Here is a 25,917-nt window from a genome sequence, read left to right as displayed (position 1 = left end):
GCGGAGCTGTCGGCACCAGCAAGCCAGGCTAACGGGGCAACCCTTGGCGCCGTCGTCATGACACCGCTTCCACACGGGACGACGAACCTCCCGGTCATCGAGGGGACCGCCGCACTGGTCGAGGGCTCGCTCGAACTCGGCGTGGACCTCGGCTCTGCAGGTGGCGGACTGCTCGGCGGTGGGATCGCCAACGGAAACCGGATCGCGCCGGAGGTCGCGGTTCCCGTGAACGTGTCCGGCAACTCGGTATCAGTGATCGGTGATTCGTCGACAGTCGGGACGTCGGGTTCGACCGGTTCCACCGGGGAAACCTCGGGCGGCTCGACGGGCGGCTCTACCGGCGGTCTGCTGGCCGGCGGGATCCTCAACGGGAATGTCGTTTCCCCGGAGGTCGCGGTCCCGGTGAACGCGTCGGGCAACTCGGTATCGGTGATCGGTGATTCGTCGACAGTCGGGACGCCGGGTTCGACCGGTTCCACCGGGGAAATCTCCGGTGGCTCGACGGGCGGCACGGGTATGACGGACAGCTCGACCGGCGGGATTCTGGTTGGGAATGTGGTGGCGCCCGAGGTCGTCGTGCCGGTGAATGTCGGCTGCAATGGTGTGTCCGTGATCGGTGACAGTGCCTCGGACTGCACCACGGGTTCGACCGGTTCCACCGGGGAAATCTCCGGTGACTCGACCGGCACCACGGGTGGCACCACGGGTATGACGGACGGCTCGACCGGCGGTCTGCTGCCCGGCGGGATTCTGGTTGGGAATGTGGTCGCGCCCGAGGTCGTCGTGCCGGTGAATGTCGGCTGCAATGGTGTGTCCGTGATCGGTGACCGTGCCTCGGACTGCACCACGGGTTGGACCGGTTCCACCGGGGAGACCTCCGGTGACTCGACCGGCACCACGGGTGGCACCACCGGTATGACGGACGGCTCGACCGGCGGTCTGCTGCCCGGCGGGATTCTGGTTGGGAATGTGGTCGCGCCTGAGGTCGTCGTGCCGGTGAATGTCGGCTGCAATGGTGTGTCCGTGATCGGTGACCGTGCCTCGGACTGCACCACGGGTTCGACCGGTTCCACCGGGGAGACCTCCGGCGGCACCACGGACGGGATCCTCAACGGAAACGTGGTCGCGCCTGAGGTCGTCGTGCCGGTGAATGTCGGCTGCAACGGTGTGTCCGTGATCGGTGACCGTGCCTCGGACTGCACCACGGGTGCAACCGGTTCCACCGGGGAGACCTCCGGTGACTCGACCGGCGCTACGGGTGAGACCACCGGTGGCACCACGGGTACGACGGACGGCTCGACCGGCGGTCTGCTGCCCGGCGGGATCCTCAACGGGAATGTGATCGCGCCCGAGGTCATCGTGCCGGTGAACGTCGGCTGCAACGGTGTGTCGGTGATCGGTGACAGCAGCACCGAGTGCGGTACCGCGGTCGAAACCCCGGGCACGCCCGGGACCCCTGTGAACCCGGTGACGCCGGCAACTCCAGACACGCCGACCACGCCGGGTACCCCGGGCACACCGGCTACCCCGGGCACCCCGGTGGCGACCACGCCAGGCACCCCGGTGACGCCAGTGATGCCCGGCATGCCAGACGTGCCCACCGCTACGGTTCCCGGAGCCCAGGACGCGGTGCGTGATGGCGCTGGCGGCTCGGACACGATGCCCGCTACCCTCACCGGAGTCGTCACGGGCGGGAACGCAACTACGTCCCGCACGCTGACAACCGCGTCCACAGGGATTGCACCCGCTGCGATGCCGTCGGACGCGACCAACAGTCCGGAGGTTCTCGCCTCCACGGGCTTCGGGGACGGGCAGGCCCTGCTGCTCGGCGCGTTACTCCTGCTCAGCGGCGCCGGCGGCGTCCTGGCAGCGCGGCGACTGGGGACGATCGCCTAGGCCTCATCGCTCCAGCAAAGGGACGGGGCCCGCAGCGTACGCTGCGGGCCCCGTCCCCATTGCGTGTCCGGTCAGGCCGCGTCGTTCGCGTAGCGTAGGCCGATCTGGGCGCGCACGCCGTCGAGCAGACGCATCGTCTTCACCGTGTCGCCGATCGGCATCGTCGGGCTCTCCGTCAGGCCCTCCTGGATGCAGCGGGTCACCTCGCGCAGCTCATAGGTGTAGCCGGCGCCGGCCTGCTCGAAGTGCTCCACGCGGGCCTCCTCCTGACCGGCCTTGATCGTCAGTTCCGTCGGGTTGTGCAGGTTCCCGCCGCCGGTCTTCAGCCAGCCCTTCGACCCGCACACCGTCGCCTGGCCGGGGCAGGAGGCGATGAACGACGACGACAGCTGGGCATACGCGCCGCTCCCGTACCCGAGGGTCACAGCGTTCTGGAGGTCGACGCCGTCACTGTTGAGCGTCCCGACGGCGGACACGGAATCCGGGAAGCCGAGGGACCCCAGCGCCCACGTGAGCGGATAGACCGTCAGGTCCAGCAGCGCGCCACCGCCGGCCGCCGGGTCCCAGAGCCTGCTGGTCGGGTCCTCCGGAGCGGTGAACCCGAGGTCCGCCTGCACCCACCGGATGTCGCCCAGCTCGCCGGAGTGGATGATCTCCCAGGCGCGGTTCACGCTGGGCAGGAAGCGCGTCCAGACCGCTTCCATGAGGAAGAGCCCACCGTCGGCGGCGATCGCGGCGAGTTCCTCCGCCTCGGCCGCGTTGATGGTGAAGGGCTTCTCGCACAGGACGTGCTTGCCCGCCGTGAGGGCGGCCTTCGCGACGTCGTAGTGCTGGCCGTGCGGTGTGGTGATGTAGACGACGTCGACCTCCGGGTCGTCCACGAGGCGCTGGTAGCCGGCCATGCCGCCGTCGTTGCCGTAGCTGGTGGCGAACCCGAAGCGGTCGGCGAACGCGGCGGCACTGTCCGCGCTGCGGGAGCTGACCGCATGGAGCACGGCGTCCTCGAGCAGGGCGATGTCCTGCGTCACCTTGGACGCGATACCGCCGGTGGCGATCACGCCCCACTTCAGCGGCCTGCCGGTGGCGACGACCGGGCTGGGGGCTCCTGCTTCCGCGCAGGGGGGAACGATCATGCGGTGCTGTGGGTTCATGGACCCATCCTCGCCGCTGGTCGGAGCTGCGTCCATCCCCGGCGCCGACACGACGAAGCGCCCCGGCCGGAGCCGGGGCGCTTCAGGTCCTGCTGCCGGAGGATTCCGGACGGGTGCTACTGGGTGAGCGGGGCCAGCTCCTCGTTGTCGGCGTACGCCTCCGCTGCGTTCTCCTGGGTGACGATCTGCGGCTCGAGGAGGTACGCGGGGACCGTCTTGACGCCGTTCTCGTAGGAATCGGGGTCGTTGATCTCGAGTTCGTTCCCGGCCTGCAGGTCGTTGACCATCACGATCGCATGTTCCACGAGGGCACGGGTGTCCTTGTTGATCGTGGAGTACTGCTCGCCCGCCATGATCGACTTCACGGATTCGACCTCGGAGTCCTGGCCGGTGACGACGGGGATGGGCTTGCCGGCACCCTTGACCGAGGTCAGGATCGCACGGGCGAGCGTGTCATTGGGGGAGAGGACGCCGTCGAGGTCCTCGGAGCTGTAGCTGCCGGAGAGCAGGGTGTCCATGCGCCTCTGGGCGTTCTCCGCCTCCCAGCCCTGGGTCACGACCTGGTCGAAGGTCTCCTGGCCGGACACGACGACGAGGTTGCCGTTGTCGATCTCGGGCTGGAGGATGCTCATGGCGCCGTCGAAGAAGACCTTCGCGTTGGCGTCGTCCGGCGAACCGGCGAACAGCTCGATGTTGTAGGGCCCTTCGGGCTTCGCGGCCTTCATGCCGTCGAGCAGGGCCTGGCCCTGGAGTTCGCCGACCTGGAAGTTGTCGTAGGCCACGTAGTAGTCCACGTTCTCCGTGTTGGTCAGGAGGCGGTCGTAGGCGATGACGGAGATGCCGGCATCCTTGGCCTGCTGGAGCTGGGTGCCGAGCTGGGCGCCGTCGATGGCACCGACGACCAGGACCTCCACACCGTTGGTGATCATGGAGCTGATCTGGTTCTGCTGCTCGGAGACGCCGCCGTTGGCGAACTGCACGTCGGGGTCGTAGCCGGCCTCGGTCAGTCCCTCATTGAAGAGCTCCTCGGCGAGGACCCAGTTCTCCGAGGTCTTCTGCGGGAGTGCGACGCCGATGGCCGATCCTTCTTCGAAGCCTGCAGCGGCGGTCTCGCCGTCGGCAGAGGGCGCCGCTTCTTCGCGGCCGCACCCGGTCAGCGTCAGCGCTGATACTGCAGCGATCGCTGCGAGGGATTTTGCGAAAGTACGCATTCTCATTCTCTTTCTCTTGCTCGTGTGGACGGGGAAAGCTGTGGTTCCGGGAACCGGGGATGCCGGGCCCTAGACGTCGTGCGAGATGACCTGCTTCGTTCCGACGGCCTGCTCGGTCGGGGAGGGAGTGGGGACCTCGGTGTCGACCTTCTTGCCGCCGTCGCCTCCGCCGAACCGCCTGGTGATCAGCCCGATGATGGACGGCTTGCCCTGGCTCTTGCTGTAGACGTCGAAGGCGACGGCGATGAGCAGGACGAGGCCCTTGATGATCTGGGTGTCGTCGGCGCCGGCTCCGAGGAGCTGCAGTCCGTTGTTCAGGACGGCCATGACGAGGCCTCCGATGATGGATCCCACCACGGTCCCGACGCCACCGGTGACGGCTGCGCCGCCGATGAACACGGCCGCGATCGCATCGAGCTCCCAGCCGACGCCGTCCGACGGGCCGGAGGCGGTCGAGCGGCCGACGAAGATCATGCCCGCGAGGGCCGCGAGGATCGACATGTTCATCATGACCATGAAGTTCACGCGCTTGCCCTGCACACCGGACAGCTCGGCTGCGTGGCGGTTGCCACCGACGGCGTACACATGGCGGCCGGCGATGGTCTTGTTGGAGATGAACGCGTAGATGATGACGAGGACGCCGAGGATCAGGCCGGGGACCGGGAAGGACGTCCCGGGACGCCCGGTCGCGAAGAGGTAGGTCGCGTAGAGGATGACCGCGGAGAGCAGGACCACCTTGGTGACGGGGACCCACATGGGGGGCACCTCGGCGTTGATCTTCTCCAGCTTGCGGCGTCCCCGGATCTCGTTGTAGATCACGAAGGCCACGAGGGCGAAGCCCATCAGCAGGGTCAGGTTGTTGTAGCCGATGTTGGGACCGACCTCGGGCAGGTAGCCCGCGCCGAGCTCACGGAAGCCCTCGGGGACCGGGACGGTGAGGGAGTTGCCGACGGACTGGTTGGCGCCGCGGAAGATGAGCATCCCGGCGAGGGTGACGATGAACGCGGGTATGCCGACATAGGCCACCCAGAAGCCCTGCCACACCCCGATGAGCGCACCGAGCGCCAGACCGAGCACCACCCCGAGGTACCAGGGGATGCCCCAGTCGCGCATCGCGATCGCGACGACGATGCCGACGAACGCGGCGACGGAGCCGACGGAGAGGTCGATGTGCCCGGCGATGATGACCAGCACCATCCCGATCGCGAGGATGAGGATGTACGAGTTGCCGTTGAACAGGTTCATCATGTTGACGGACGTGAGCATCTTGCCGCCCGTGCGCCACTGGAAGAACAGGACGAGCGCGACCAGGGCGAAGATCATCCCGAACTGGCGGGTGTTCCCGCCGAAGATTTGCTTGAGGGAATTCATGGTGTCTTTCCTTGGGTCAACGGGTCAGGCGGATTTCCTGCTGGCGGTCATGAGTTTCATCAGGGATTCCTGGTTCGCGTTCTCGCGTTCCACTTCACCGGTGATGGCGCCCTCGAAGATCGTGTAGATCCGGTCCGAGAGGCCGAGCAGTTCGGGCAGTTCGGAGGAGATGACGATGACGCCCTTCCCCTGGTCGGCGAGTTTCTGGATGATGCCGTAGATCTCGTACTTGGCTCCCACATCGATGCCGCGGGTGGGCTCGTCGAGGATCAGCAGTTCGGGATCGGTGAACATCCACTTCGCGAGGACGACCTTCTGCTGGTTGCCGCCCGAGAGCTTCGCGACGCCCTCGTTGACGCTCGGCGTCTTGGTGCGCAGCGACTTCCGGTACTCCTCGGAGATCCTGAACTCCTCGTCCCTGTCGACGACGAGACCGCGCGTGATCTTCTGCAGGTTCGCGGACACCGTGGTGGTCTTGATGTCGTCCAGCAGGTTGAGGCCGAGCGACTTGCGGTCCTCGGTGACGTAGGCGAGGCCGGCGTCGATCGCCTGGGGCACCGAGCGGAGCGTGATCTCCTTGCCGTCCATGACGATCTGGCCGGACTTGAAGGTGCCGTAGGAGCGGCCGAAGACCGAACGCGCGAGCTCCGTACGCCCGGCGCCCATCAGCCCCGCGAACCCGACGATCTCGCCGCGCCGCACCTTGAAGCTCGAGTTCTTGCACACCAGGCGGTCCGGCACGGTGGGGTGTCCGACGGTCCAGTTCCGTACCTCGAAGAAGGTCTCACCGATCGTCGGGGTGTGGTCCGGGAAGCGGGACTCGAGCGAACGGCCCACCATCCCGCGGATGATGCGGTCCTCGTCGACGCCGTCCTCCTTGACGTGCAGGGTCTCGATGGACCTGCCGTCGCGGATGATGGTGATCGAGTCGGCGATCTGCTCGATCTCGTTGAGCTTGTGGGAGATCATGATGCAGCTGATGCCCTTGGACCGCAGGCCGGCCATCAGGTCCAGGAGGTGCTGCGAGTCGGACTCGTTCAGCGCCGCGGTGGGCTCGTCGAGGATGAGCAGCTTCACCGACTTGCTGAGTGCCTTGGCGATCTCGACGAGCTGCTGCTTGCCGACGCCGATGTCCTTGATCTTGGTGGTCGGGTCCTCGCTCAGGCCCACGCGGGCCATGAGCTCCAGGGTGGTCCGGTTGACATGGTCCCAGTCGATGACGCCGAAGCGGGCGGGCTCGTTGCCCAGGAAGATGTTCTCCGCGATCGAGAGCTCCGGGATCAGCGCGAGTTCCTGGTGGATGATGACGATCCCCGCGGCCTCGCTGGAGCGGATGTCCTTGAACCGGACCTCTTCGCCCTGGAAGATGATGTCGCCCGAGTAGTCGCCGTACGGGTAGAGGCCCGAGAGGACCTTCATGAGTGTCGACTTCCCGGCGCCGTTCTCACCGCAGATCGCGTGGATCTCGCCTGCACGCACCTCGATCGAGACGTCCGCGAGGGCCTTGACGCCCGGGAACTCCTTCGTGATGGAGCGCATCTCGAGGATGATGTGGTTCTTCATGGATTCTCCCGCAGTGACGGCGTTGTCTTGATGCAGGCCGAATCACGACCTGAGAAGAATTGAACATCCCCGAGCCCTTTGCAGTCAACTGTTGAACGCATGGCTCCGCGAAAACAGAGGAAATCTTTAGGTGGAGCCCACGAGAGCGGGCGAGAGTCCTGCCTGGGCGAGGACGACGGCGGCGCCACCGAGGGCCTCGGCGCGGTCGCCGAGCGAGGACATGCAGACGGCCGTCGTCTCGCCGATGATCGGCACGGCATGGCGGGACAGGCCACGCCGGATCGGCCCGAGGAGGATCTCGCCGAGATCGGTGAGCGGACCGCCGACGACGATCGTCTCGGGGTTGATCAGGTTGGCCATGTGGGCGAGCGCCCGCCCGATGGCGACGCCGGCGTCGTCGATGACGCGCAGGGTCGCGGTGTCGCCGGTGAGGGCCCGGTCCACGATGCGCCGGGTGTCCACGGGCTCGCTGCCGCCACGGCTGAGCAGCTCGATCATGGTGGAGGTCGAGGCGACGGTCTCGAGGCAGCCGCGGTTGCCGCACCGGCAGATGAGGCCGTGCTCATTGATGGTGGTGTGCCCCAGCTCCCCGGTGATCCCGACATTGCCGTAGAACAGCGCACCGTTGAGGACGAGCCCGGAGCCGATGCCGGACCCCACCTTGACGAACATGAGGTTGTCCACGGCACTGTGCGGGCCCCAGGTCACCTGCGCCAGGGCACCGAGATTGGCGTCGTTGTCGATGAAGACGGGCACGCCGAGCCGTTCACTGAATGTCTCGTGGATGTTGATGCCCACCCACTCGGGCAGGATGGCGCCCTGCACCACCGTCCCGCTCCGACGGTCGATGGGACCGGGGATCCCGATGCCCGCGCCGAGGAGCGCGCCCCGGGAGATGGCGCCGTTCTCGAGCAGGGTGTCCAGGAGGTCCGACGCGGCAGCCAGCCCGTCGTGGGCGCTGTGGCCGAGGGGGAGGGGGACGGAGGCTTCCTGCAGGACCCGGTAGTTGGGGCTCGCGAGGACCACGCGGAGGTGTCGGCGTCCGATGTCGATGCCCGCCGCGACCTGCCCGTTGTCGTTGAGGACGACGGACAGGGCCCGGCGCCCCGAGCTGGTGGTCGGCACGGTGCTCACGATCCCGGTCGTGGCCATGAACTTCACGATGTTGGACACCGTCGCCGTGGAGAGGCCCGTCTGCCGGGCGAGTTCCGCCTGGGTCCGGGGCCCGCCGCTCATGAGGGCCGCGATGACGCGCTGCTGGTTCCGCTCGCGCAGGGCGGACTGCGAACCCGGTCTCGGAGGCGGGCCGCTCGAGCTCGTCCTCGCCGTCGAGGGGGATTCTGCGGGCATGGCATAAGGCTGCCGCACCTGATGCCTGTCGTCAAGAAGTGAACGCTTGGCGGTGCTCCTGGGCGAGAGTCTTGTAGCGGTCGGCGTTCGCCCGCACGGCCCCGACCTCGTCGTCGTCCAGTTCCCGGCGCACCTTGGCCGGGACGCCGGCGACGAGCGACCGCGGCGGGACGACCGTGCCCTCCAGCACGACGGCGCCGGCGGCGACGAGCGACCCGGCGCCGATGACAGCGCCGTTCATGACCGTGGCGCTCATCCCGATGAGGCAGTCGTCCTCGATCGTGCACCCGTGCACCACGGCACTGTGCCCCACGCTGACGCGAGCCCCGATCGTGGCCGGGTAGCCCGGATCCGCGTGGACCACCACGTTGTCCTGCAGGTTGGACCCCTCGCCGATCGAGATCGCGGCCGTGTCCGCCCGGACACTGGCACCGTAGAAGACGCTGGCGGATTCGCCGAGCGTCACCTCTCCGATGAGGGACGCGGTCGGTGCCGTGAAGGCCGAATCGCTGATGACGGGGGTCCTGCCGCGGAAGGGGATGAGGTGTGCCATGGCGTCAGCCTAGGCGACGCCCTGCCGTCGCGGGAGGGGTGTCAGTTGAAGACGATCGTGCGGCGACCGTCGAGGAGCACGCGCCGCTCGGCGTGCCACTGCACCGCCTGCACCAGCGCGCGTCCCTCGAGCTCCCGGCCGATCGAGGTCAGCTGCTCGGCCGTGCGCGCATGATCCACGCGGATGACCTCCTGCTCGATGATCGGCCCCTCGTCGAGGGCCCCGGTGACGTAGTGGGCGGTGGCGCCGATCAGCTTCACGCCGCGCGCATGGGCCTGGTGGTACGGGCGGGCGCCCTTGAAGGACGGCAGGAACGAGTGGTGGATGTTGATGGCCCGGCCCAGCAGGTCCTCGCAGAGCCGGTCGCTGAGGATCTGCATGTACCGCGCGAGGACCACGAGTTCGATCCCGTGCTCGTCCATCAGCGCGCGCAGCCTGTCCTCGGCGTCGTCCTTGGTCTCGGGCGTCACCGGGATGTGGTGGAACTCGACGCCGTAGAACGCGGCGAGTCCCTCGAGGTCGCGATGGTTGGACACGATCACGGGGATGTCGATGGCGAGCGTGCCCGAGCGGTGCTGGAAGAGGAGGTCGTTGAGGCAGTGCGCGGCCTTGGACACCATGATGAGCGTCCGCGTACGGCGTGCGGACGGGGCCACCGACCAGTCCATGCCGAACTCCCCGGCCACGGGCCCGAGGGCCGAGCGGAGGTCCTCCTCGGACGCATCGGTGTCGAGTGCCACGCGCATGAAGAAGGTCCCCGTGTCCGGGCTGCCGTACTGCTGCGACTCGGTGATATTGGCCCCCACGCCGACCAGGGCACCCGAGACACCGTGGACGATCCCGGGCCGGTCGGGGCAGGACAGCGTCAGGGAGAAGGAGCGCGGGGCGTCGGGGGAGGTCACCTACGCCAGATTACCGGGGGGCCCCGATTGTGACGCGATCCCGCGCAGCCGGGCCGCGGCTGCCGTCGCCGCCGCCCGCCCCGCGCGTGACGCGCCGAGCGTCGACGCCGATGCGCCGTAGCCGACGAGCAGGAGGCGCGGCTCCTTCAGCACGTGCACCCCGTCCATGGCGATGCCGCCGCCGGGCTCCCGGAGGCGCAGCGGTGCGAGGTGGTCCAGGGCGGCCCGGAAGCCGGTGGCCCAGAGCACGACGTCGACGGGCTCCTCGGTCCCGTCCGTGAACACCGCCGACCGCTCGCGCAGCCCGGCCAGGGGGCCGCGCGAGACGAGGATCCCGGCGTCGACGCCCGCCCGGTACTCGGCCGTGAGCGGAAGGCCCGTCACCGACACCACACTGGCCGGCGGGAGGCCCTCCCTCGTCCGCGCATCGACCGCGGCCTCGACCTCCCGGCCCCACTCGGCGTCGAACGGCCGGCGGGTGAATGACGGCGGCCGGCGGGTCGACCAGAGGGGCGTCGCCCCGGCCGCGTGGAGCTGGAGGACGAACTGCACGGCCGAGGTCCCGCCGCCCACCACGAGGACGCGCCGGCCCGCGAACTCGCCGGCCGAGCGGTAGTCGTGCGTGTGCAGCTGACGCCCGGCGAACACGTCGCGGCCACGGTAGTGGGGCCAGTAGGGGCGGTCCCAGGTGCCGGTCGCACTGACGACGACGTCGGCCAGCCAGGTGCCGTCCGGCGTGGACACCCGGAGCGGGCCGTCGTCGTCGGACTCCACCCCGGTCACCCGGACCGGCCGGAGCACGGGCAGGGCGAAGGCCCGCTCGTAGTCCCCGTAGTACCGGCCGACCACCCGGGAGGCGGGTTCCTCCGGGTCCGGCGTGCCGAGGCGCAGGCCCGGGAGGTCGTGCAGGGCGTGGGCGGCGTCGAAGGTGAGGGCGGGCCAGCGGTGCAGCCAGGCACCGCCCGGGGCGGGGTTGGCGTCGAGGACCACGAAGTCCCGGTGCGGGCGGAGGCCCCGGCGCGCCAGATGGTACGCGCTGCTGAGCCCCGCCTGGCCGGCGCCGATCACGATGACGCGGACACGCCGTTCCGTTCCGCCCTCTTCCCGTGCCGGACCGTGCATGGCGACGCCCTTCCCGGTGCAGCGCCGCCCGTCGGCCGCCGCTCCACTGATGCGGAACCTGTCCCGCCGTCGTCGTATTCCGGCTAGCATGGGAGCGTCGCGACTGGCGTAGGGTGGGCAACCACCAGGAAGCGGCGGGAGGCCGGGATCCCCTGCGGGGCGCCCGCGCTTCCAGTGCAGACCACGGATCGCACGCCTGGGCCGCGGGTCACGTTAGAGCGGCCGGGGCGCGGACTGCGGTTCCGACCCCCGCCCGCGATTCACGCTGACCCCCTTGCGAGACCCAGAGAAGGATCGACCGATGACCACTTCGCCCATGGCTCCCTCCCACGCCGACTCCGTCACCAACGCCCCCCTGTCCGAGGTGGATCCGGAGATCGCCGCCGTCCTCCGGGACGAGCTCGCACGGCAGCGGGACACCCTCGAGATGATCGCCTCGGAGAACTTCGCGCCGCGCGCCGTCCTCGAGGCCCAGGGCAGCGTGCTCACCAACAAGTACGCGGAGGGCTACCCGGGGCGCCGCTACTACGGCGGCTGCGAGCACGTCGACGTCGCCGAGAACCTCGCGATCGAGCGGGTCAAGGCACTGTTCGGTGCCGAGTTCGCGAACGTCCAGCCGCACTCCGGCGCGCAGGCCAACGCAGCGGCGCTCTCGGCCATGATCAAGCCCGGCGAGAAGATCATGGGGCTCTCCCTCGCGCACGGCGGCCACCTCACGCACGGCATGAAGCTCAACTTCTCGGGCAAGCTCTACGAGGTCGCGGCCTACGGCGTCGAGGAGGACACCCACCGCCTGGACATGGAGCGCGTCCGTGAGCAGGCGCTCGCCGCGAAGCCCCAGGTCATCATCGCCGGCTGGTCGGCCTACCCCCGCCAGCTCGACTTCGCGGCGTTCCGCTCGATCGCCGACGAGGTCGGCGCCCTGCTGTGGACCGACATGGCCCACTTCGCAGGCCTCGTCGCCGCCGGCGTCCACCCCAGCCCCGTCCCGCACTCCGACGTCGTCACCTCCACGGTCCACAAGACCCTCGCGGGTCCCCGCTCGGGCGTGATCCTCGCCAAGCAGGAATGGGCCAAGAAGCTCAACTCGGCCGTCTTCCCGGGCCAGCAGGGCGGCCCGCTCATGCACGTCATCGCGGGCAAGGCCACGGCCTTCAAAATCGCCGGCTCGGCCGAGTTCAGGGAGCGCCAGGAGCGCGTCCTCGAGGGTGCGCGCATCATCGCCGAACGACTCACGGCCTCCGATGTCACCGAGCACGGCGTCTCGGTGCTCACGGGTGGCACGGACGTCCACCTCGTCCTCGTGGACCTGCGGAACTCGTCGCTCGACGGCCAGCAGGCCGAGGACGTGCTGCACTCGGTGGGGATCACCGTCAACCGCAACGCCGTACCGTTCGATCCCCGTCCGCCCATGGTCACCTCGGGCCTCCGGATCGGCACCCCCGCGCTCGCGACCCGCGGTTTCGGCGCCACCGAGTTCACGGAGGTGGGCGAGATCATCGCTGCGGCGCTCAAGCCCTCACCCGACGTCGAGGCCCTCCGCGCCCGCGTGTCCGCGCTCGCCGCCGACTTCCCGCTGTACCCGGGCCAGGAGGAGTGGTAGACGCGGTCCCGCCCGGGGCCCTCGCCTCCGAGGCCGCCGCATCGACCCGCTACGACATCCCCGCCGAGGAATGCTGCTTCACCGGCTGCTGCGACCGCGGCAAGGCATTCCTGCTCGAACAACTGGACAAGCCCTCCCGGAAGGACGATCCGCATGACGACGACAGCACGCATCCTTGACGGCAAGGCGACCGCCGCCCGGATCAAGGAGGAACTCGCCGAGCGTGTGGCCGTCCTCCGCGAGCGCGGGGTGACACCGGGCCTCGGCACGGTACTCGTGGGCGACGACCCCGGCAGCCACTCCTACGTGGCGGGCAAGCACCGCGACTGCGCCCAGGTGGGCATCACCTCCGTGCGCCGGGACCTCCCGGCCACCATCACCCAGGAGGAACTCGAGGCGGTCCTCGACGAGCTGAACGACGACGACGCCACGACCGGCTACATCGTGCAGCTCCCGCTGCCCCCGCACATCGACACCAACGCGATCCTCGCACGCATCGACCCGGCGAAGGACGCCGACGGCCTGCACCCGATGAACCTCGGCAGGCTCGTCCTCAACGTCAATGCCGAGATGGACTCGCCCCTGCCGTGCACCCCGCACGGGATCGTCGAGCTCCTCCTCCGGCACGACGTCGCCCTCCAGGGCCTGAACGTGCTGGTCGTCGGGCGCGGCGTCACCGTGGGCCGGCCGCTCGGACTGCTCCTGACGCGCAAGCAGATCAATGCGACCGTCACCCTGGCCCACACCGGGACCGTCGACCTCGCCGACCACCTCGGCCGCGCCGACGTGGTCGTGGCGGCCGCCGGTATCCCGCACATGATCACGGCGGACCGGCTCAAGCCCGGCGCGATCGTCCTCGACGTCGGCGTGAGCCGCGTCGAGGACCCGGAGACCGGGAAGGCGAAGCTCACCGGCGACGTCGACCCCGCAGCGGCGTCCGTCGCCGGCTGGCTGTCGCCGAACCCCGGTGGCGTGGGGCCCATGACCCGGGCGATGCTCCTCACGAATGTCGTCGAGGCCGCGGAGCGCCGGGCCGCGCAGGCGTAGACACGCGAGCGCCCTCCTCGGCTCCTGCCCCGGGGGGTCATCGCCTAGGCTGGGCGGGTGCTCACCCACCCCGCCGGACCACCGGTCATCTCCGCGCAGCAGCTCAGCAAGCACTACGGCGACGTCAAGGCGGTCGACGGCATCTCCTTCGAGGTGCCGGCGGGGGAGTCCTTCGGCCTGCTCGGTCCGAACGGCGCGGGGAAGTCGACCACCATGCGCATGATCGGCGGGGTCTCGCAGCGGACCTCCGGCCGGCTCACCATCATGGGCCTCGACCCGGAGGACCACGGGCCGGAGGTGCGCGCCCACCTCGGGGTCGTCCCCCAGCAGGACAACCTCGACGAGGAACTGAAGGTGCGCGACAACCTCATCGTCTACGGCCGCTACTTCGGGCTCCCGATGAGCTACCTCAGGCCGAAGGCCGACGAACTGCTGGAATTCGCCCAGCTCACGGACAAGGCCGGGGCGAAGGTCGATGCGCTGTCGGGTGGCATGAAGCGGCGCCTGACCATCGCGCGCTCGCTCATCAACGAACCGAAGATCCTCCTGCTGGACGAACCCACCACGGGCCTGGACCCGCAGGCGCGGCACATCCTCTGGGACCGGCTGTTCCGGCTCAAGGAGTCCGGGGTGACCCTCATCCTCACCACGCACTACATGGACGAGGCGGAACAGCTCTGTGACCGGCTCGTCGTCGTGGACGAGGGCCGGATCATGGCCGAGGGGTCGCCCGCGCAGCTCATCCGGGAGCACTCCACCCGCGAGGTGCTCGAACTGCGGTTCGGCTCGGCACGCAACACCACGGTGGCGGACGAACTGCAGGGCATCGGCGAGCGGCTCGAGCCGCTGCCGGACCGCGTGCTCATCTACGCCCGGGACGGCGAGGCGGCCCTCGAGCAGGTCACCTCGCGGGGGCTGAAGCCCATCACGTCCCTCGTGCGGCGGTCCTCCCTCGAGGACGTGTTCCTGCGCCTGACCGGGAGGAGTCTCGTTGAGTGAGAACGGGCACTCCGTCCGGGAGGCCACCACCGGCCCGCCGTACCGCCTCCACGCCCACGCGCCGGAGGTCTCCGCGCGCCGCGCCCGGTCGTTCGGATCCTGGTACTACGCCGAGCACGTGCTCCGCTCCATGCAGGGCTACCGCTGGACGCTGCTCGCCTCCAGCGTCGGCACCCCGGTCATGTACCTCTTCGCGATGGGCGTGGGCCTGGCCACGCTCGTGGACCGGAACGCCGGGTCGGCCTTCGGAGGCGTCAGCTACCTGGCCTTCATCGCCCCGGCCCTGCTGGCGTCCGCGACCATCATGACGGCGGCCACCGAGTTCACCTACCCCGTCATGGACGGGTTCAAGTGGCGGCGGGTGTACTACGGTCCGCATGCCTCGCCGCTCGGCACCGGCCAGATCGTCAACGGGCACGTGCTCGCGATCACCGCCCGGCTGACCGCGACCACGATCATCTACTTCCTCATCGTCGCCGCATTCGGTGCGTCGCCGTCCGCCACGGGGGCGGCCGTCATCCCGGTCGCCGTGCTCAGCGGACTGGCGTTCGGCCTTCCGCTGATGGCCTACTCGGCGAGTGTCGAGGAGGACAAGGGCCAGTTCGCGCTCGTCATGCGCTTCATCGTGACCCCGATGTTCCTGTTCTCCGGCACGTTCTTCCCGCTCGACACCCTGCCGGTCTTCCTGCAGTGGATCGGGTGGATCTCGCCGCTGTGGCACGGCACGGAACTCGGTCGCCTCCTCACCTACGGGCAGGCCATCCCGCCCTGGCTCACCGTGGTGCACGTGCTGTACCTCGTGGTCCTCGCCGTCGTCGGCCTGCGCCTGGCACGCACCGTCTACGCGAGGAGGCTCGGCCGATGAGCGCCCAGCTGACCCGGCAGGACTACGCGCTGGACGGCTCGGAACGGCCCCTGGCCGCGCTGTACTCGCGCAACGCGAAGGCCGTCGTCGCGCGCGGGCTCCTGGCGACCCGCAGCAGCAACTGGCTCATCATGGTGTCCGGTTTCTTCGAACCGGTGCTCTACCTGGTCTCCATGGGCGTGGGCCTCGGCGCCCTCGTCGGGACGGTCGAGGGGCCCGACGGCCGGCCGATCAGTTACGCCGCCTACATCGCGCCGGCCCTGCTGGCGGTCTCGGCCATGAACGGCGCCGTCTACGACAGCACCTGGAACGTCTTCTTCAAGATGAACTTCGCGAAGCTGTACCAGGGGATGCTGTACACCTCGCTGGGGCCGCTGGACGTCGCGATCGGGGAGATCTTCCTGGCCCTCCTGCGCGGGGCCGTGTACGCGACCGGCTTCACCGCGGTGATGGCGCTCATGGGGCTCATCACGACGCCCGTGGCGCTGCTCATGGTCCCCGCGTCCGTGGTGATCGCGTTCGGGTTCGCGTCCTTCGGCATGGGGATCACCAGCTTCATGAAGACCTTCCAGCAGATGGAATGGATCAACTTCGTGATGCTGCCGATGTTCCTGTTCTCGGCGACCTTCTACCCGCTCAGCGTGTACCCGCAGGGCATCCAGTGGTTGATCCAGGCCCTGCCGCTCTGGCACGGGGTGGAACTGCTGCGCCAGATCAGCGTCGCCTCGTTCACGCCGGCGACGGTCCTCCACGTCGGCTACTTCCTCGTGATGATCGCCGTGGGCATGCTGCTGACGACCCTGCGGCTGCGGAAGCTCTTCCTGCGGTAGCTGCTAGAGGACGAGCGTCGCGTAGACGACGTAGTTGTCGTCGAACTCGCCCGTGTCGGGGTTGTAGCCGTCGCACGTGATGAGGCGCAGTTCCGATCCGGCGGTGTTCCCGTACACCTCGAGGGTGGGGAACTCGTCCTTCCCGTAGGCCTCGCCGCGCTGGAACTCGAAGACCGCCGTCGTGCCGTCCTCACGGGTGACGCTCATGCGGTCGCCGGCCTCGAGTGCGCGGAGGTCCGCGAAGACGCCCTTGCCGCCGTCGGTGGCGTTCACGTGGCCGAGCAGGACGGCCGGGCCGCGATCGCCGGGCGTCGGGGACTGGTCGTACCAGCTCGCGGGGGCCCCCGGGCCGTCGGGCGGGACCTCCAGGCTCCGGTTCTCGCGCAGGCCGAGCTTCAGCAGGTCGGTCCGGACGCCGATCGATGCGATCTCCAGCGTGACGGGCGCGGAGGCCGGGAGCACGGCGGGCAGGGGAGGGGCCGTCGCGGGGGCGGTCGACGACGGCGCGGTCGACGACGGGGAAGGGGAGGCGGAGGGAGCCGACGCGTCGGCGCTCGCATCTGCGCTCGGGGAGGCAGTGGGGGAGACGGTGGGGGCCGGCGTGGTCGCGGGGTCCGCAGCACCACAGCCGGCGAGGAGGAAAAGTGCGGCCACCGCCGGGGCGGTGAAGCCCCAGCGGCGGCCGGTCACTCTATCGATCATCGACGATCAGGACTATGCGTTGTCGGCCGAACGGCGACGGACCACGTAGGTGCCGCCGGCTGCTGCGGCGAGGACCAGGCCACCACCGAGGGCGACCATGCCCGCGGTGTTGGAGGACTCGGTGGCAACGCCCGTGTCGGCTCCGCCGTAAGGCATCTCGCCCATCTGGGTCTTCACGAGGGTGCCGCAGAGTGCGGGCGACGTGGCGCCGAGGGGGAGATCGGGGTTGAGCTCGGAGGGGCTGCCGAAGACCTCTGCGGGGACGCCGGCGGTCGCGGGATCGAGACCGTGCACGACGACGACGGCGGTGCCGGCGGCGAGTGCCTTCTGGGTGGCATCATCGATGGTGATGGTGCGCTGGACGGAGTAGGTTCCGCCCTGTCCGCCGAGCGCCAGGTTCAGGCCCTCGGCCGGGGTGGTGGCACCCGAGGTGGTGAGGGTGGTGACGATGTCGCCGTATCCGGGGGCGCCCTCCGCCACGTTGACGATGCCGTTACCGTCAGCGTCGTCCGCGGGGGTGGGGCAGACGCCCTTGGCTCCACCGTGGATGTGCTGGACGTGGGGGTACGGCGCGTCCATGAAGGTCTCGGCGAGGCCGGACACCTGGAGGTTGACCGTGGCCTGGTCACCGGCGACGTCGAGGGTGATGGAGCCGGTGCCCGTGGTGCCGTTGAGCTGGCCGAGGGTGGACGAGTAGGCGCCGTCATGGGCGGCCATCGCGGGGGAGGCAGCGAGAGCAACAGCGCTGATCGCCAGTGCCGGTACTGCCAGGAGACGCATCTTCTTGTTCATGGGTGTTCCTCCATAGTACGAGTGAAGCGCACCGAGGGGGCGCGCACGAGGGTACTTCGGGGTGACTGCCGTCACGGATGGGGAAACTTGCAGGAAACTTATCAAAGTCTGACAGTTCGCCAGCGGTGGAAGCACCGGGGGGCGGGCTGCCGATGCTGGAGAATGGTGGGATGCAGTCACTAGGGAGTAATGGGAGGCCTGCGGGCCGGGGTCCGAGCATGCGGATGGGCAGTGCCGGGATGGCCGTCATGCTGATCGTGTTCCTGGTCGCCGTGGTCTTCGCGGCGAACCAGAACGACGTCGTCGGCTGGCTGGTGGTGATCGTCTCCCTCGGCTGGCTCCTCGTCTTCAGCTATGTGGTCTTCAGCCTCCGGGGAGCGGCTCGGAAGGCGACGGCGCGCCTGGAGGCCCAGGGCGTGTTCGGGGCAGGTCCCTCGGGACAGGTCCAGCCTGCCGCCGCGGACAGGGCCCGTGACCTGAAGCTCGATCACAGCTTCAAGATCGTCCAGGTGCAGGTCGGTATGGTCAGGGAGTACCTCGGCAAGGACGAGGGCATGGTGGAGCGAGCCCTCGAGACGATCGAGATCACGTCGCACAATGCCCGCTCCATGATGAAGGGCTCCACCGACGGGCCCGTCGAGGGCACCATTGTCGACTGAGGGGCCCACCCGCCGGACGAAGCGGGATACCCTGCCGGGTACAGTGGATCGAGTGAGTCCGGCCTCGAATCCCCCCCAGGAATCCCTGCGTATCGCCTCGGTCAACGTCAACGGAATCCGCGCCGCCTACAAGCGCGGGATGCAGGAATGGCTGGACGGCCGGGACGTCGACATCCTCTGCCTGCAGGAGGTCCGGGCCCCCGACGCCGTCGTCCGGGACCTGCTGAACGAGGACTGGCACATCCTCCACACCGAGGCCGAGGCCAAGGGGCGCGCCGGGGTCGCCGTCGCCTCGCGGCGGGAGCCGACGGCGACACGCACCACGATCGGCGACTCCTACTTCGACACCTCCGGCCGCTGGGTGGAGGCCGACTTCGACGTGGACGGCGCCCACCTCACCGTGGTGAGCGCGTACGTCCACTCCGGTGAGGTCGGCACACAGAAGCAGGACGACAAGTACCGGTTCCTCGATGCGATGGCCGCCCGTCTGCCGCAGCTGCGCGACGGCGCCGACCACGCCGTGGTCATGGGGGACCTCAACGTGGGCCACACCCGGCTGGACATCAGGAACTGGAAGGGCAACGTCAAGAAGGCGGGCTTCCTGCCCGAGGAACGGGCGTACTTCGACCGTTTCCTCTCGGACGAGTCCGGCTTCGTGGACGTGGCACGTCTCCTCGCGGGCGATGTCGACGGCCCCTACACGTGGTGGTCCTGGCGCGGCCAGGCGTTCGACAACGACACGGGCTGGCGGATCGACTACCAGCTGGCCACCCAGGCCCTCGCCAAGAGCGCTGTGAGCGCCGACGTCGACAGGGCGCCGAGCTGGGACACGAGGTTCTCGGACCACGCGCCGCTCGTCGTCGACTACCAGATCTAGATACAGGACAGCCCCCATGACACAGCCCACGCCCGTCGCGCACCCGGAACGGCGGCAGCGCATCCTCTCGGGGATGCAGCCCTCGGCGGGTTCGCTGCACCTCGGCAACTACCTCGGCGCGCTCGTGCAGTGGGTCCGCCTGCAGGAGACCTACGACGCCGTCTTCTTCATCCCCGACCTGCATGCGATCACCGTGCCGCAGGACCCGAAGGAACTGGCGCACCGCACCCGGATCACCGCCGCGCAGTACATCGCCGGCGGCGTCGACCCGGACCGGGCGACGCTCTTCGTGCAGTCGCAGGTCCCGGAACACACCCAGCTCGCCTGGGTGCTGAACTGCATCACCGGGTTCGGTGAGGCCTCGCGCATGACGCAGTTCAAGGACAAGGCGTCGAAGCAGGGGACCGATGCCGCGAGCGTGGGCCTGTTCACCTACCCGGTCCTCCAGGCCGCGGACATCCTCCTCTACCAGCCCGACGGCGTCCCGGTGGGGGAGGACCAGCGCCAGCACGTGGAGCTCAGCCGTGACCTCGCGCAGCGCTTCAACACGCGGTTCGGCGAGACCTTCGTGGTGCCGGAACCGTTCATCCGGAAGGACTCCGCGAAGATCTACGACCTGCAGAACCCGACGGCGAAGATGTCCAAATCCGCGTCGTCCCCCGCCGGCCTGATCAACCTCCTCGACGACCCGAAGGTCACCGCCAAGCGCATCCGGTCCGCCGTCACCGACGCCGGGACGGAGATCCGCTTCGACAGGACCGACAAGCCCGGGATCTCCAACCTCCTGACGATCTATGCCGGTCTGTCCGGGCGGACCGTCGCGGAGCTCGAGGCCGAGTACGAGGGGCGCATGTACGGCCACCTGAAGGTGGATCTCGCGGAGGTGGTGGTGGAGGCCCTCACGCCCGTCCGCAGCCGGGCGGAGGAACTGCTCTCCGACCCCGCGGAACTCGATCGACTCCTCGCCAAGGGCGCCGCGAAGGCACGTGCCCTGGCCGCCCCCACGCTCGCCGAGGTCTATGCGCGCGTCGGTTTCCTCCCGGCCGCGGGGTCACTCTGACCGATGTGCGCCTCGATCATCCAACCTCGCGGAGCGGCGGCAGCCACGTCCCCCTCGAGCGTGGCCGGTAGCTCCGTAGGCGTCACCATCCCGATCCCCGAGCCGCTCGCCGGCACCCTCGAGCTGTGGCGGGCGTCCTTCGGCGACCCGATGGCGGCAGTCGTACCGCCGCACATCACCCTGATCACGACGACGCCGGCCACGGACTGGGACGAGACCATCGACCACGTCCGCGCGGTGGCCCGCGACCAGGCCCCGTTCACCGTGCGGCTCCGCGGCACCGGCTCCTTCCGGCCGATCTCACCCGTGGTCTTCCTCAGGCTCGTGGAGGGCTTCGACGAGTGCGTGGACCTTCATGCCAGGCTGCAGGCCGGGCCGCTCGAGCGTGAGCTCGCTTTCCCCTTCCACCCGCACGTCACCGTGGCGCACGACGTGTCGGACGCAGCGATGGACGCCGCCGTCGGGGAGCTGCAGACCTTCGAGGCATCGTTCGAGGTGCGTTCCATGGGACTCTATGAGCACGTGCCGTCGGGGCTCTGGAAGCTGAGGGAGGAGCTGCACTTTGGTCAAGGCACTGACGGCTCCCAAGCCGTCGCAGGGTGATCAGCCCTCGCCGGCCGACCTGCCCGGGCTGCACCGCAAGGTCGCCGAGGCGCGGATCCGGCTCGGCCGACTGACCCGCTCCGGCAACGGCGGCGTGGAACTCCTGGTCGCGCGGGTGGATCTCGCCCTGTCCCGCATCAATACCGTCCGCGCGGTGCGGGTCTTCCAGCTGTATCTCCGCAGGCGCGGCCCCCTCATGGCCGCAGGTCTCGCCTACCGCCTCTTCTTCGCCATCGCGGCGCTGCTCGTGATCGTGTTCGCCGCCCTGGGCATCGTCATCGCCGGGAACGAGGACCTGCAGGACATCGCCGTGGACCTGCTCGACCAGGCCGTCCCGGGCCTGATCGACCAGGGAGAGGGGCAGCCCGGACTCGTGACCCCCGATGCCCTGTTCGAGGCCACGAGTGGTCTCGGCTGGACCATCGTCATCTCCGCGGGCGTCATGGTGGTGACCTCCCTGGGGTGGATCGGGGGGATGCGCCAGGCGATGCGGGGGATCTTCGGCCTGCCCCCCGTGGTCACGATCCCGCTCGTGCTCTGGGCCAAGGACCTCGTCACCCTCGCCCTGCTCGGCGTCGTGATGGTCGTGACCACGGCGCTCGGCGTGGTGGCCACCAACACCCTGGGAGCGCTGCTCTCCTTCCTCGACCTCGGCGCGGCCACCCAGGGGCTGACCCAGGCCGCGGGGTTCGCGATCATGATCCTCCTGGACACCTTCGTCGTCGTGGTCCTGCTCCGATCCTCCTCCGCGATCACGATGCCGAAGCCGATCCTCCTGCAGGGAGCGCTCATCGCGGGCCTCGGGACCTCGGTGCTCAGGTTCTTCTCGACGCAGATCGTCGGACTCTTCGGCAACAGTGTGATCCTGCTGTCGGTCGCGGTGGTCGTCGCCCTGTTCGTCTGGTTCTACCTGCTGAGCCAGGTGTACCTGCTCGCGACGGCCTGGTGCGCCGTGGGCACGGCGGATGCGGCCGCCGAGTCCGCCCGCCTGCACCACGCCAAGGCCGGATCGCTGCGGCAACGGAGTCGGCGGAAGACCCGTACCTAGTCCGACGCCGTCGATGCGGAGTCGAGGGTGCCCGGACGAGGGAAAGGGCGGTCCGTCGAGACGGACCGCCCTTTCCCCGGGTACTGCTGCCTGCCCGGCGGTGCCGGATCAGATCTTGCGGGTGAGGATCGCCTGCTTGACCTCGGAGATGGCCTTCGTCACCTGGATGCCGCGGGGGCACGCCTCGGAGCAGTTGAAGGTGGTCCGGCAGCGCCAGACGCCCTCCTTGTCGTTGAGGATCTCCAGGCGCATGTCCCCGGCGTCGTCCCGCGAGTCGAAGATGAACCGGTGGGCGTTGACGATCGCGGCCGGCCCGAAGTACTGGCCGTCGGTCCAGAACACGGGGCACGACGACGTGCACGCGGCGCACAGGATGCACTTGGTGGTGTCGTCGTAGCGCTCGCGCTCCTCGGCGGACTGCAGGCGTTCCTTGCTGGGCTCGTGGCCCTTGCTCACCAGGAACGGCATGATCTCCCGGTAGGACTGGAAGAACGGTTCCATGTCCACGATCAGGTCCTTCTCCACGGGGAGCCCCTTGATGGGTTCCACGAGGATGGGCTTGGACGTGTCGAGGTCCTTCAGCAGCGTCTTGCAGGCGAGCCGGTTGCGGCCGTTGATTCGCATCGCGTCCGAGCCGCACACGCCGTGGGCGCACGAGCGGCGGAAGGACACGGAGCCGTCGTGCTCCCACTTGACCTTGTGCAGGGCGTCCAGCACGCGGTCGGTGCCGTACATGGTGAGCTGCCACTCGTCCCAGTGCGCCTCGTCGGACACCTCGGGATTGTAGCGGCGCACCTTCAGGGTGATGTCGAACGTGGGGATCTCTCCTCCGCCGCCGACACCGGGTGCGAGCTCGACCTTGGAGGCCGGCTCCTTCTCGATCGTTTCGGTACTCATCAGTACTTACGCTCCATGGGCTGGTATCGGGTGAAGATCACCGGTTTGGTCTCAAGGCGGACACCACTGGTCTCGATGGCGCTGGGATCCTTGTAGGCCATGGAATGGGTCATGAAGTTCTCGTCGTCGCGCTCCGGGTAGTCCTCCCGGAAGTGGCCGCCGCGGGACTCCTTGCGGTGCAGGGCCGCGGCGGTCATGACCTTCGCCATGTCCAGGAGGAACCCGAGCTCCACGGCTTCCAGCAGGTCCAGGTTGAAACGCTTCCCCTTGTCCTGCACGGTGATGCGCGTGTACCGCTCCTCCAGTGTATCGATCACGCGCAAGGCCTCGAGGAGGGTCTGTTCGGTGCGGAACACCTGGACGTTGGCGTCCATGATGTCCTGCAGCTCCTTGCGGATCAGCGCGACGCGCTCCCCGCCCTCGGAGCTGCGCGCCCGGTTCAGGAGTTCCTCGGTCTCGGCCGTGGGGTTCTCCGGGATGTCGACGAAGTCGGCGGTGAGGGCGTACTCGGCGGCGGCCAGGCCTGCCCGCTTCCCGAACACGTTGATGTCGAGCAGCGAGTTGGTGCCGAGGCGGTTCGAGCCGTGGACGGAGACGCAGGCGACCTCGCCGGCGGCGTACAGGCCGGGCACCACGGTGTCGTTGTCCGCGAGGACCTCGGCCTTGACGTTCGTCGGGATGCCGCCCATGGCGTAGTGCGCCGTCGGGAAGACCGGCACCGGCTCCGTGTAGGGCTCCACGCCGAGGTAGGTGCGGGCGAACTCGGTGATGTCGGGCAGCTTCGCGTCGATGTGCGCGGGCTCCAGGTGCGTCAGGTCGAGGAGGACGTAGTCCTTGTTCGGGCCGGCGCCGCGACCCTCGCGGACCTCGTTCGCCATCGACCGCGCGACGATGTCGCGCGGTGCGAGGTCCTTGATGGTCGGCGCGTAGCGCTCCATGAAGCGCTCGCCCTCCGAGTTGCGGAGGATGGCACCCTCACCGCGGGCGGCCTCCGAGAGGAGGATGCCCAAGCCTGCGAGGCCGGTCGGGTGGAACTGGAAGAACTCCATGTCCTCGAGGGGGATGCCGCGGCGGAACGCGATGCCCATGCCGTCACCGGTCAGGGTGTGGGCGTTCGAGGTGGTCTTGTAGACCTTGCCCACGCCCCCAGAGGCGAAGACGACGGACTTCGCCTGGAAGATGTGCAGCTCTCCCGAGGCGAGATCGTAGGACACGACGCCCGCGACGCGCTTCTCGATGCGCGTCACGCCGTCCACCGTGACTTCCTGGTCCACCATCAGGAGGTCCAGGACGTAGTACTCGTTGTAGAACTCGACGTTGTGCTTGACGCAGTTCTGGTAGAGCGTCTGGAGGATCATGTGCCCGGTGCGGTCGGCGGCGTAGCAGGAGCGCCGGACGGGCGCCTTGCCGTGGTCGCGCGTGTGGCCGCCGAAGCGCCTCTGGTCGATGCGTCCTTCGGGCGTCCGGTTGAACGGCAGGCCCATCTTCTCGAGGTCCAGGACGGCCTCGATGGCTTCCTTCGCCATGACCTCGGCGGCGTCCTGGTCGACGAGGTAGTCGCCGCCCTTGACGGTGTCGAAGGTGTGCCACTCCCAGTTGTCCTCTTCGACGTTGGCGAGTGCAGCACACATGCCGCCCTGCGCGGCTCCGGTGTGCGAGCGGGTGGGGTAGAGCTTCGTCAGGACGGCGGTGCGGGCGCGCTGGCCCGATTCGATGGCCGCGCGCATTCCTGCGCCGCCCGCGCCGACGATGACGACGTCGTACTTGTGGACCTGCATGCTGGTCGCTCTTTCTGTTGAAACCGTTGAGGCTGCATGAGTGCGGCCCGGAGGGCCCGTCATGCGGGAGTTGCCGGCCTGCGGCAGGTGTTACGGGGCGGGGCAGTAGTCCGCGACGTGGGCCACCCCGTCGATGACGGGGCAGGGATCGAAGGTGAAGATCACGAGCGTGCCGAGGACCACGATCACGACGGTCGACGTGTACAGGACGCCCTTCAGCCACATGCGCGTGCTGTTCTTCTCCGCGTAGTCGTTGATGATCACCCGGATGCCGTTGGTGCCGTGCAGCATGGCCAGCCACAGCATGGTCAGGTCCCAGATCTGCCAGATGGGGCTCGCCCACTTCCCGGCGACGAACCCGAAGTCGATGCCGGTGATGCCGTCACCCGCGACGAGGTTCACGTAGAGGTGCACGAAGATCAGCACCACCAGGATGGCCCCCGAGATGCGCATGAACAGCCAGGCGATCATCTCGAAGTTGCCGCGCGAGCCCGGGGTACGGGAGTAGCCAGGGGACACCCGGCCGGAGCGGGGGGTTTCAATGGTTGGCGTAGCCATGGGGTCCTAACCTCCGAAGACGTGCGAGAGATGGCGGATCGAGAAGGCGATCATGACGACCGCCCAGAGGCCGACGACGCTCCAGAGCATCTGGCGGTGGTACTTGGGGCCCTTCTTCCAGAAGTCCACGAGGATGACGCGGATGCCGTTGAAGGCGTGGAAGACGATCGCGGCCACGAGGCCGAGTTCTCCGAGACCCATGATCGGGTTCTTGTAGGAGGCGATGACGGCGTCGTACGCCTCCGGGGAGACGCGCACGAGCGAGGTGTCCAGGACATGGACGAGGAGGAAGAAGAAAATCACGACCCCGGTGATGCGGTGGGCCACCCAGGACCATTGGCCTTCCCGGCCACGGTAGAGGGTGCCCGTTGGTGACAGTGTCTTCGGCATTGAATTGACCTCCCTGCATCGCGAGGGCGTTAGCGCGATATACGCAGGGATTACGCCGGTGCGACAGCACTCTTCAGATAAGAATAATCT

26 protein-coding genes are annotated in these 25,917 nt (G+C 68.8%); 12 read left to right on the top strand and 14 right to left on the bottom strand.

Features of this window, described 5'->3' with window-relative positions:
* Nucleotides 1-57 precede the first annotated feature (57 nt).
* On the top strand, nucleotides 58-1,896 hold the full coding sequence (locus AC4D2E_RS09830) for a hypothetical protein (protein ID WP_490952474.1): 1,839 nt from the start codon (nucleotides 58-60) through the stop codon (nucleotides 1,894-1,896).
* Nucleotides 1,897-1,967: 71 nt separating this feature from the next.
* On the opposite strand, the gene AC4D2E_RS09825 is transcribed toward AC4D2E_RS09830, so the two are convergent.
* The 8 genes from AC4D2E_RS09825 to AC4D2E_RS09790 all read right to left on the bottom strand — a co-directional run bounded on the left by AC4D2E_RS09825 (nucleotide 1,968) and on the right by AC4D2E_RS09790 (nucleotide 11,119).
* Complete coding sequence (locus tag AC4D2E_RS09825) at nucleotides 1,968-3,047, bottom strand: Gfo/Idh/MocA family protein (RefSeq protein WP_490910819.1); 1,080 nt, start codon at nucleotides 3,045-3,047, stop codon at nucleotides 1,968-1,970.
* Between the two features lie 116 nt (nucleotides 3,048-3,163).
* Nucleotides 3,164-4,258 carry a substrate-binding domain-containing protein gene (locus AC4D2E_RS09820; protein ID WP_490952473.1) on the bottom strand — a complete coding sequence of 365 codons (1,095 nt, stop codon included), beginning with the start codon at nucleotides 4,256-4,258 and terminating at the stop codon, nucleotides 3,164-3,166.
* Nucleotides 4,259-4,327: 69 nt separating this feature from the next.
* Complete coding sequence (gene mmsB / locus AC4D2E_RS09815; RefSeq protein WP_490910817.1) at nucleotides 4,328-5,629, bottom strand: multiple monosaccharide ABC transporter permease; 1,302 nt, start codon at nucleotides 5,627-5,629, stop codon at nucleotides 4,328-4,330.
* A 24-nt stretch (nucleotides 5,630-5,653) separates the two neighbouring features.
* Entirely contained in the window at nucleotides 5,654-7,192 is a 1,539-nt protein-coding gene (gene mmsA, locus AC4D2E_RS09810) for a multiple monosaccharide ABC transporter ATP-binding protein (RefSeq protein ID WP_490910816.1), read from the bottom strand.
* A gap of 126 nt (nucleotides 7,193-7,318) precedes the next feature.
* Nucleotides 7,319-8,542 carry an ROK family transcriptional regulator gene (locus tag AC4D2E_RS09805; RefSeq protein ID WP_490952472.1) on the bottom strand — a complete coding sequence of 408 codons (1,224 nt, stop codon included), beginning with the start codon at nucleotides 8,540-8,542 and terminating at the stop codon, nucleotides 7,319-7,321.
* 31 nt (nucleotides 8,543-8,573) lie between these two features.
* A complete protein-coding gene (locus tag AC4D2E_RS09800; protein WP_104168482.1) occupies nucleotides 8,574-9,095 on the bottom strand; it encodes a gamma carbonic anhydrase family protein in 522 nt (173 codons plus the stop codon).
* 41 nt (nucleotides 9,096-9,136) lie between these two features.
* Nucleotides 9,137-9,997, bottom strand: a complete 861-nt coding sequence (purU, locus tag AC4D2E_RS09795) for a formyltetrahydrofolate deformylase (RefSeq protein WP_104168481.1) — start codon at nucleotides 9,995-9,997, stop codon at nucleotides 9,137-9,139.
* Nucleotides 9,998-11,119: an FAD-dependent oxidoreductase gene (locus AC4D2E_RS09790; RefSeq protein ID WP_490910814.1), complete on the bottom strand. Its 1,122-nt coding sequence runs from the start codon at nucleotides 11,117-11,119 to the stop codon at nucleotides 9,998-10,000.
* A 301-nt stretch (nucleotides 11,120-11,420) separates the two neighbouring features.
* Between AC4D2E_RS09790 and glyA the strand changes: the two genes are divergently transcribed.
* The 6 genes from glyA to AC4D2E_RS09760 are packed head-to-tail and all read left to right on the top strand — an operon-like array spanning nucleotide 11,421 to nucleotide 16,463.
* Complete coding sequence (glyA, locus tag AC4D2E_RS09785) at nucleotides 11,421-12,722, top strand: serine hydroxymethyltransferase (RefSeq protein ID WP_104168479.1); 1,302 nt, start codon at nucleotides 11,421-11,423, stop codon at nucleotides 12,720-12,722.
* Nucleotides 12,716-12,901, top strand: coding sequence for a hypothetical protein (locus AC4D2E_RS09780; RefSeq protein WP_104168478.1), 186 nt, complete (start codon nucleotides 12,716-12,718; stop codon nucleotides 12,899-12,901). The genes glyA and AC4D2E_RS09780 overlap by 7 nt, the downstream gene beginning before the upstream one ends.
* A complete protein-coding gene (locus tag AC4D2E_RS09775) occupies nucleotides 12,876-13,769 on the top strand; it encodes a bifunctional methylenetetrahydrofolate dehydrogenase/methenyltetrahydrofolate cyclohydrolase (protein ID WP_490910813.1) in 894 nt (297 codons plus the stop codon). The genes AC4D2E_RS09780 and AC4D2E_RS09775 overlap by 26 nt, the downstream gene beginning before the upstream one ends.
* A gap of 57 nt (nucleotides 13,770-13,826) precedes the next feature.
* Nucleotides 13,827-14,768, top strand: coding sequence for an ABC transporter ATP-binding protein (locus tag AC4D2E_RS09770; RefSeq protein ID WP_104168476.1), 942 nt, complete (start codon nucleotides 13,827-13,829; stop codon nucleotides 14,766-14,768).
* A complete protein-coding gene (locus AC4D2E_RS09765; RefSeq protein WP_490952471.1) occupies nucleotides 14,761-15,633 on the top strand; it encodes an ABC transporter permease in 873 nt (290 codons plus the stop codon). Before AC4D2E_RS09770 ends, AC4D2E_RS09765 begins: the two co-directional genes overlap by 8 nt.
* Nucleotides 15,630-16,463 (top strand): ABC transporter permease, encoded by an 834-nt coding sequence (locus tag AC4D2E_RS09760; RefSeq protein WP_490952470.1) that lies wholly within the window; start codon nucleotides 15,630-15,632, stop codon nucleotides 16,461-16,463. The genes AC4D2E_RS09765 and AC4D2E_RS09760 overlap by 4 nt, the downstream gene beginning before the upstream one ends.
* 3 nt (nucleotides 16,464-16,466) lie before the next feature.
* On the opposite strand, the gene AC4D2E_RS09755 is transcribed toward AC4D2E_RS09760, so the two are convergent.
* Entirely contained in the window at nucleotides 16,467-17,165 is a 699-nt protein-coding gene (locus AC4D2E_RS09755; RefSeq protein WP_181033680.1) for a sortase domain-containing protein, read from the bottom strand.
* Nucleotides 17,166-17,177: 12 nt separating this feature from the next.
* The gene (locus AC4D2E_RS09750) at nucleotides 17,178-17,957 is read right to left on the bottom strand and encodes a CHRD domain-containing protein (protein WP_104168474.1); all 780 of its coding nucleotides are present in this window, start codon (nucleotides 17,955-17,957) and stop codon (nucleotides 17,178-17,180) included.
* Nucleotides 17,958-18,127: 170 nt separating this feature from the next.
* Between AC4D2E_RS09750 and AC4D2E_RS09745 the strand changes: the two genes are divergently transcribed.
* The 5 genes from AC4D2E_RS09745 to AC4D2E_RS09725 are packed head-to-tail and all read left to right on the top strand — an operon-like array spanning nucleotide 18,128 to nucleotide 22,204.
* Nucleotides 18,128-18,616 (top strand): hypothetical protein, encoded by a 489-nt coding sequence (locus AC4D2E_RS09745; RefSeq protein ID WP_490952469.1) that lies wholly within the window; start codon nucleotides 18,128-18,130, stop codon nucleotides 18,614-18,616.
* 43 nt (nucleotides 18,617-18,659) lie between these two features.
* Entirely contained in the window at nucleotides 18,660-19,493 is an 834-nt protein-coding gene (locus AC4D2E_RS09740; protein WP_490952468.1) for an exodeoxyribonuclease III, read from the top strand.
* Between the two features lie 16 nt (nucleotides 19,494-19,509).
* Complete coding sequence (gene trpS, locus AC4D2E_RS09735) at nucleotides 19,510-20,553, top strand: tryptophan--tRNA ligase (protein ID WP_104168471.1); 1,044 nt, start codon at nucleotides 19,510-19,512, stop codon at nucleotides 20,551-20,553.
* Between the two features lie 60 nt (nucleotides 20,554-20,613).
* Nucleotides 20,614-21,156 (top strand): 2'-5' RNA ligase family protein, encoded by a 543-nt coding sequence (locus AC4D2E_RS09730; RefSeq protein ID WP_490952467.1) that lies wholly within the window; start codon nucleotides 20,614-20,616, stop codon nucleotides 21,154-21,156.
* Nucleotides 21,116-22,204, top strand: coding sequence for a YihY/virulence factor BrkB family protein (locus tag AC4D2E_RS09725; RefSeq protein WP_490952466.1), 1,089 nt, complete (start codon nucleotides 21,116-21,118; stop codon nucleotides 22,202-22,204). Before AC4D2E_RS09730 ends, AC4D2E_RS09725 begins: the two co-directional genes overlap by 41 nt.
* A gap of 108 nt (nucleotides 22,205-22,312) precedes the next feature.
* Here AC4D2E_RS09725 and AC4D2E_RS09720 read toward each other — a convergent pair whose 3' ends face one another.
* The 4 genes from AC4D2E_RS09720 to sdhC form a co-directional block, all read right to left on the bottom strand.
* Nucleotides 22,313-23,101, bottom strand: a complete 789-nt coding sequence (locus AC4D2E_RS09720; RefSeq protein ID WP_104168468.1) for a succinate dehydrogenase iron-sulfur subunit — start codon at nucleotides 23,099-23,101, stop codon at nucleotides 22,313-22,315.
* A complete protein-coding gene (gene sdhA / locus AC4D2E_RS09715; protein WP_490952465.1) occupies nucleotides 23,101-24,879 on the bottom strand; it encodes a succinate dehydrogenase flavoprotein subunit in 1,779 nt (592 codons plus the stop codon). Before sdhA ends, AC4D2E_RS09720 begins: the two co-directional genes overlap by 1 nt.
* A gap of 90 nt (nucleotides 24,880-24,969) precedes the next feature.
* Nucleotides 24,970-25,437, bottom strand: a complete 468-nt coding sequence (locus AC4D2E_RS09710) for a succinate dehydrogenase hydrophobic membrane anchor subunit (RefSeq protein ID WP_490910804.1) — start codon at nucleotides 25,435-25,437, stop codon at nucleotides 24,970-24,972.
* A gap of 6 nt (nucleotides 25,438-25,443) precedes the next feature.
* Entirely contained in the window at nucleotides 25,444-25,827 is a 384-nt protein-coding gene (gene sdhC, locus AC4D2E_RS09705) for a succinate dehydrogenase, cytochrome b556 subunit (RefSeq protein WP_052274151.1), read from the bottom strand.
* Nucleotides 25,828-25,917 lie beyond the last annotated feature (90 nt).

Source organism: Arthrobacter sp. TJ-265, assembly GCF_058269135.1.
This window is presented reverse-complemented; position numbering and strand designations above follow the sequence as displayed.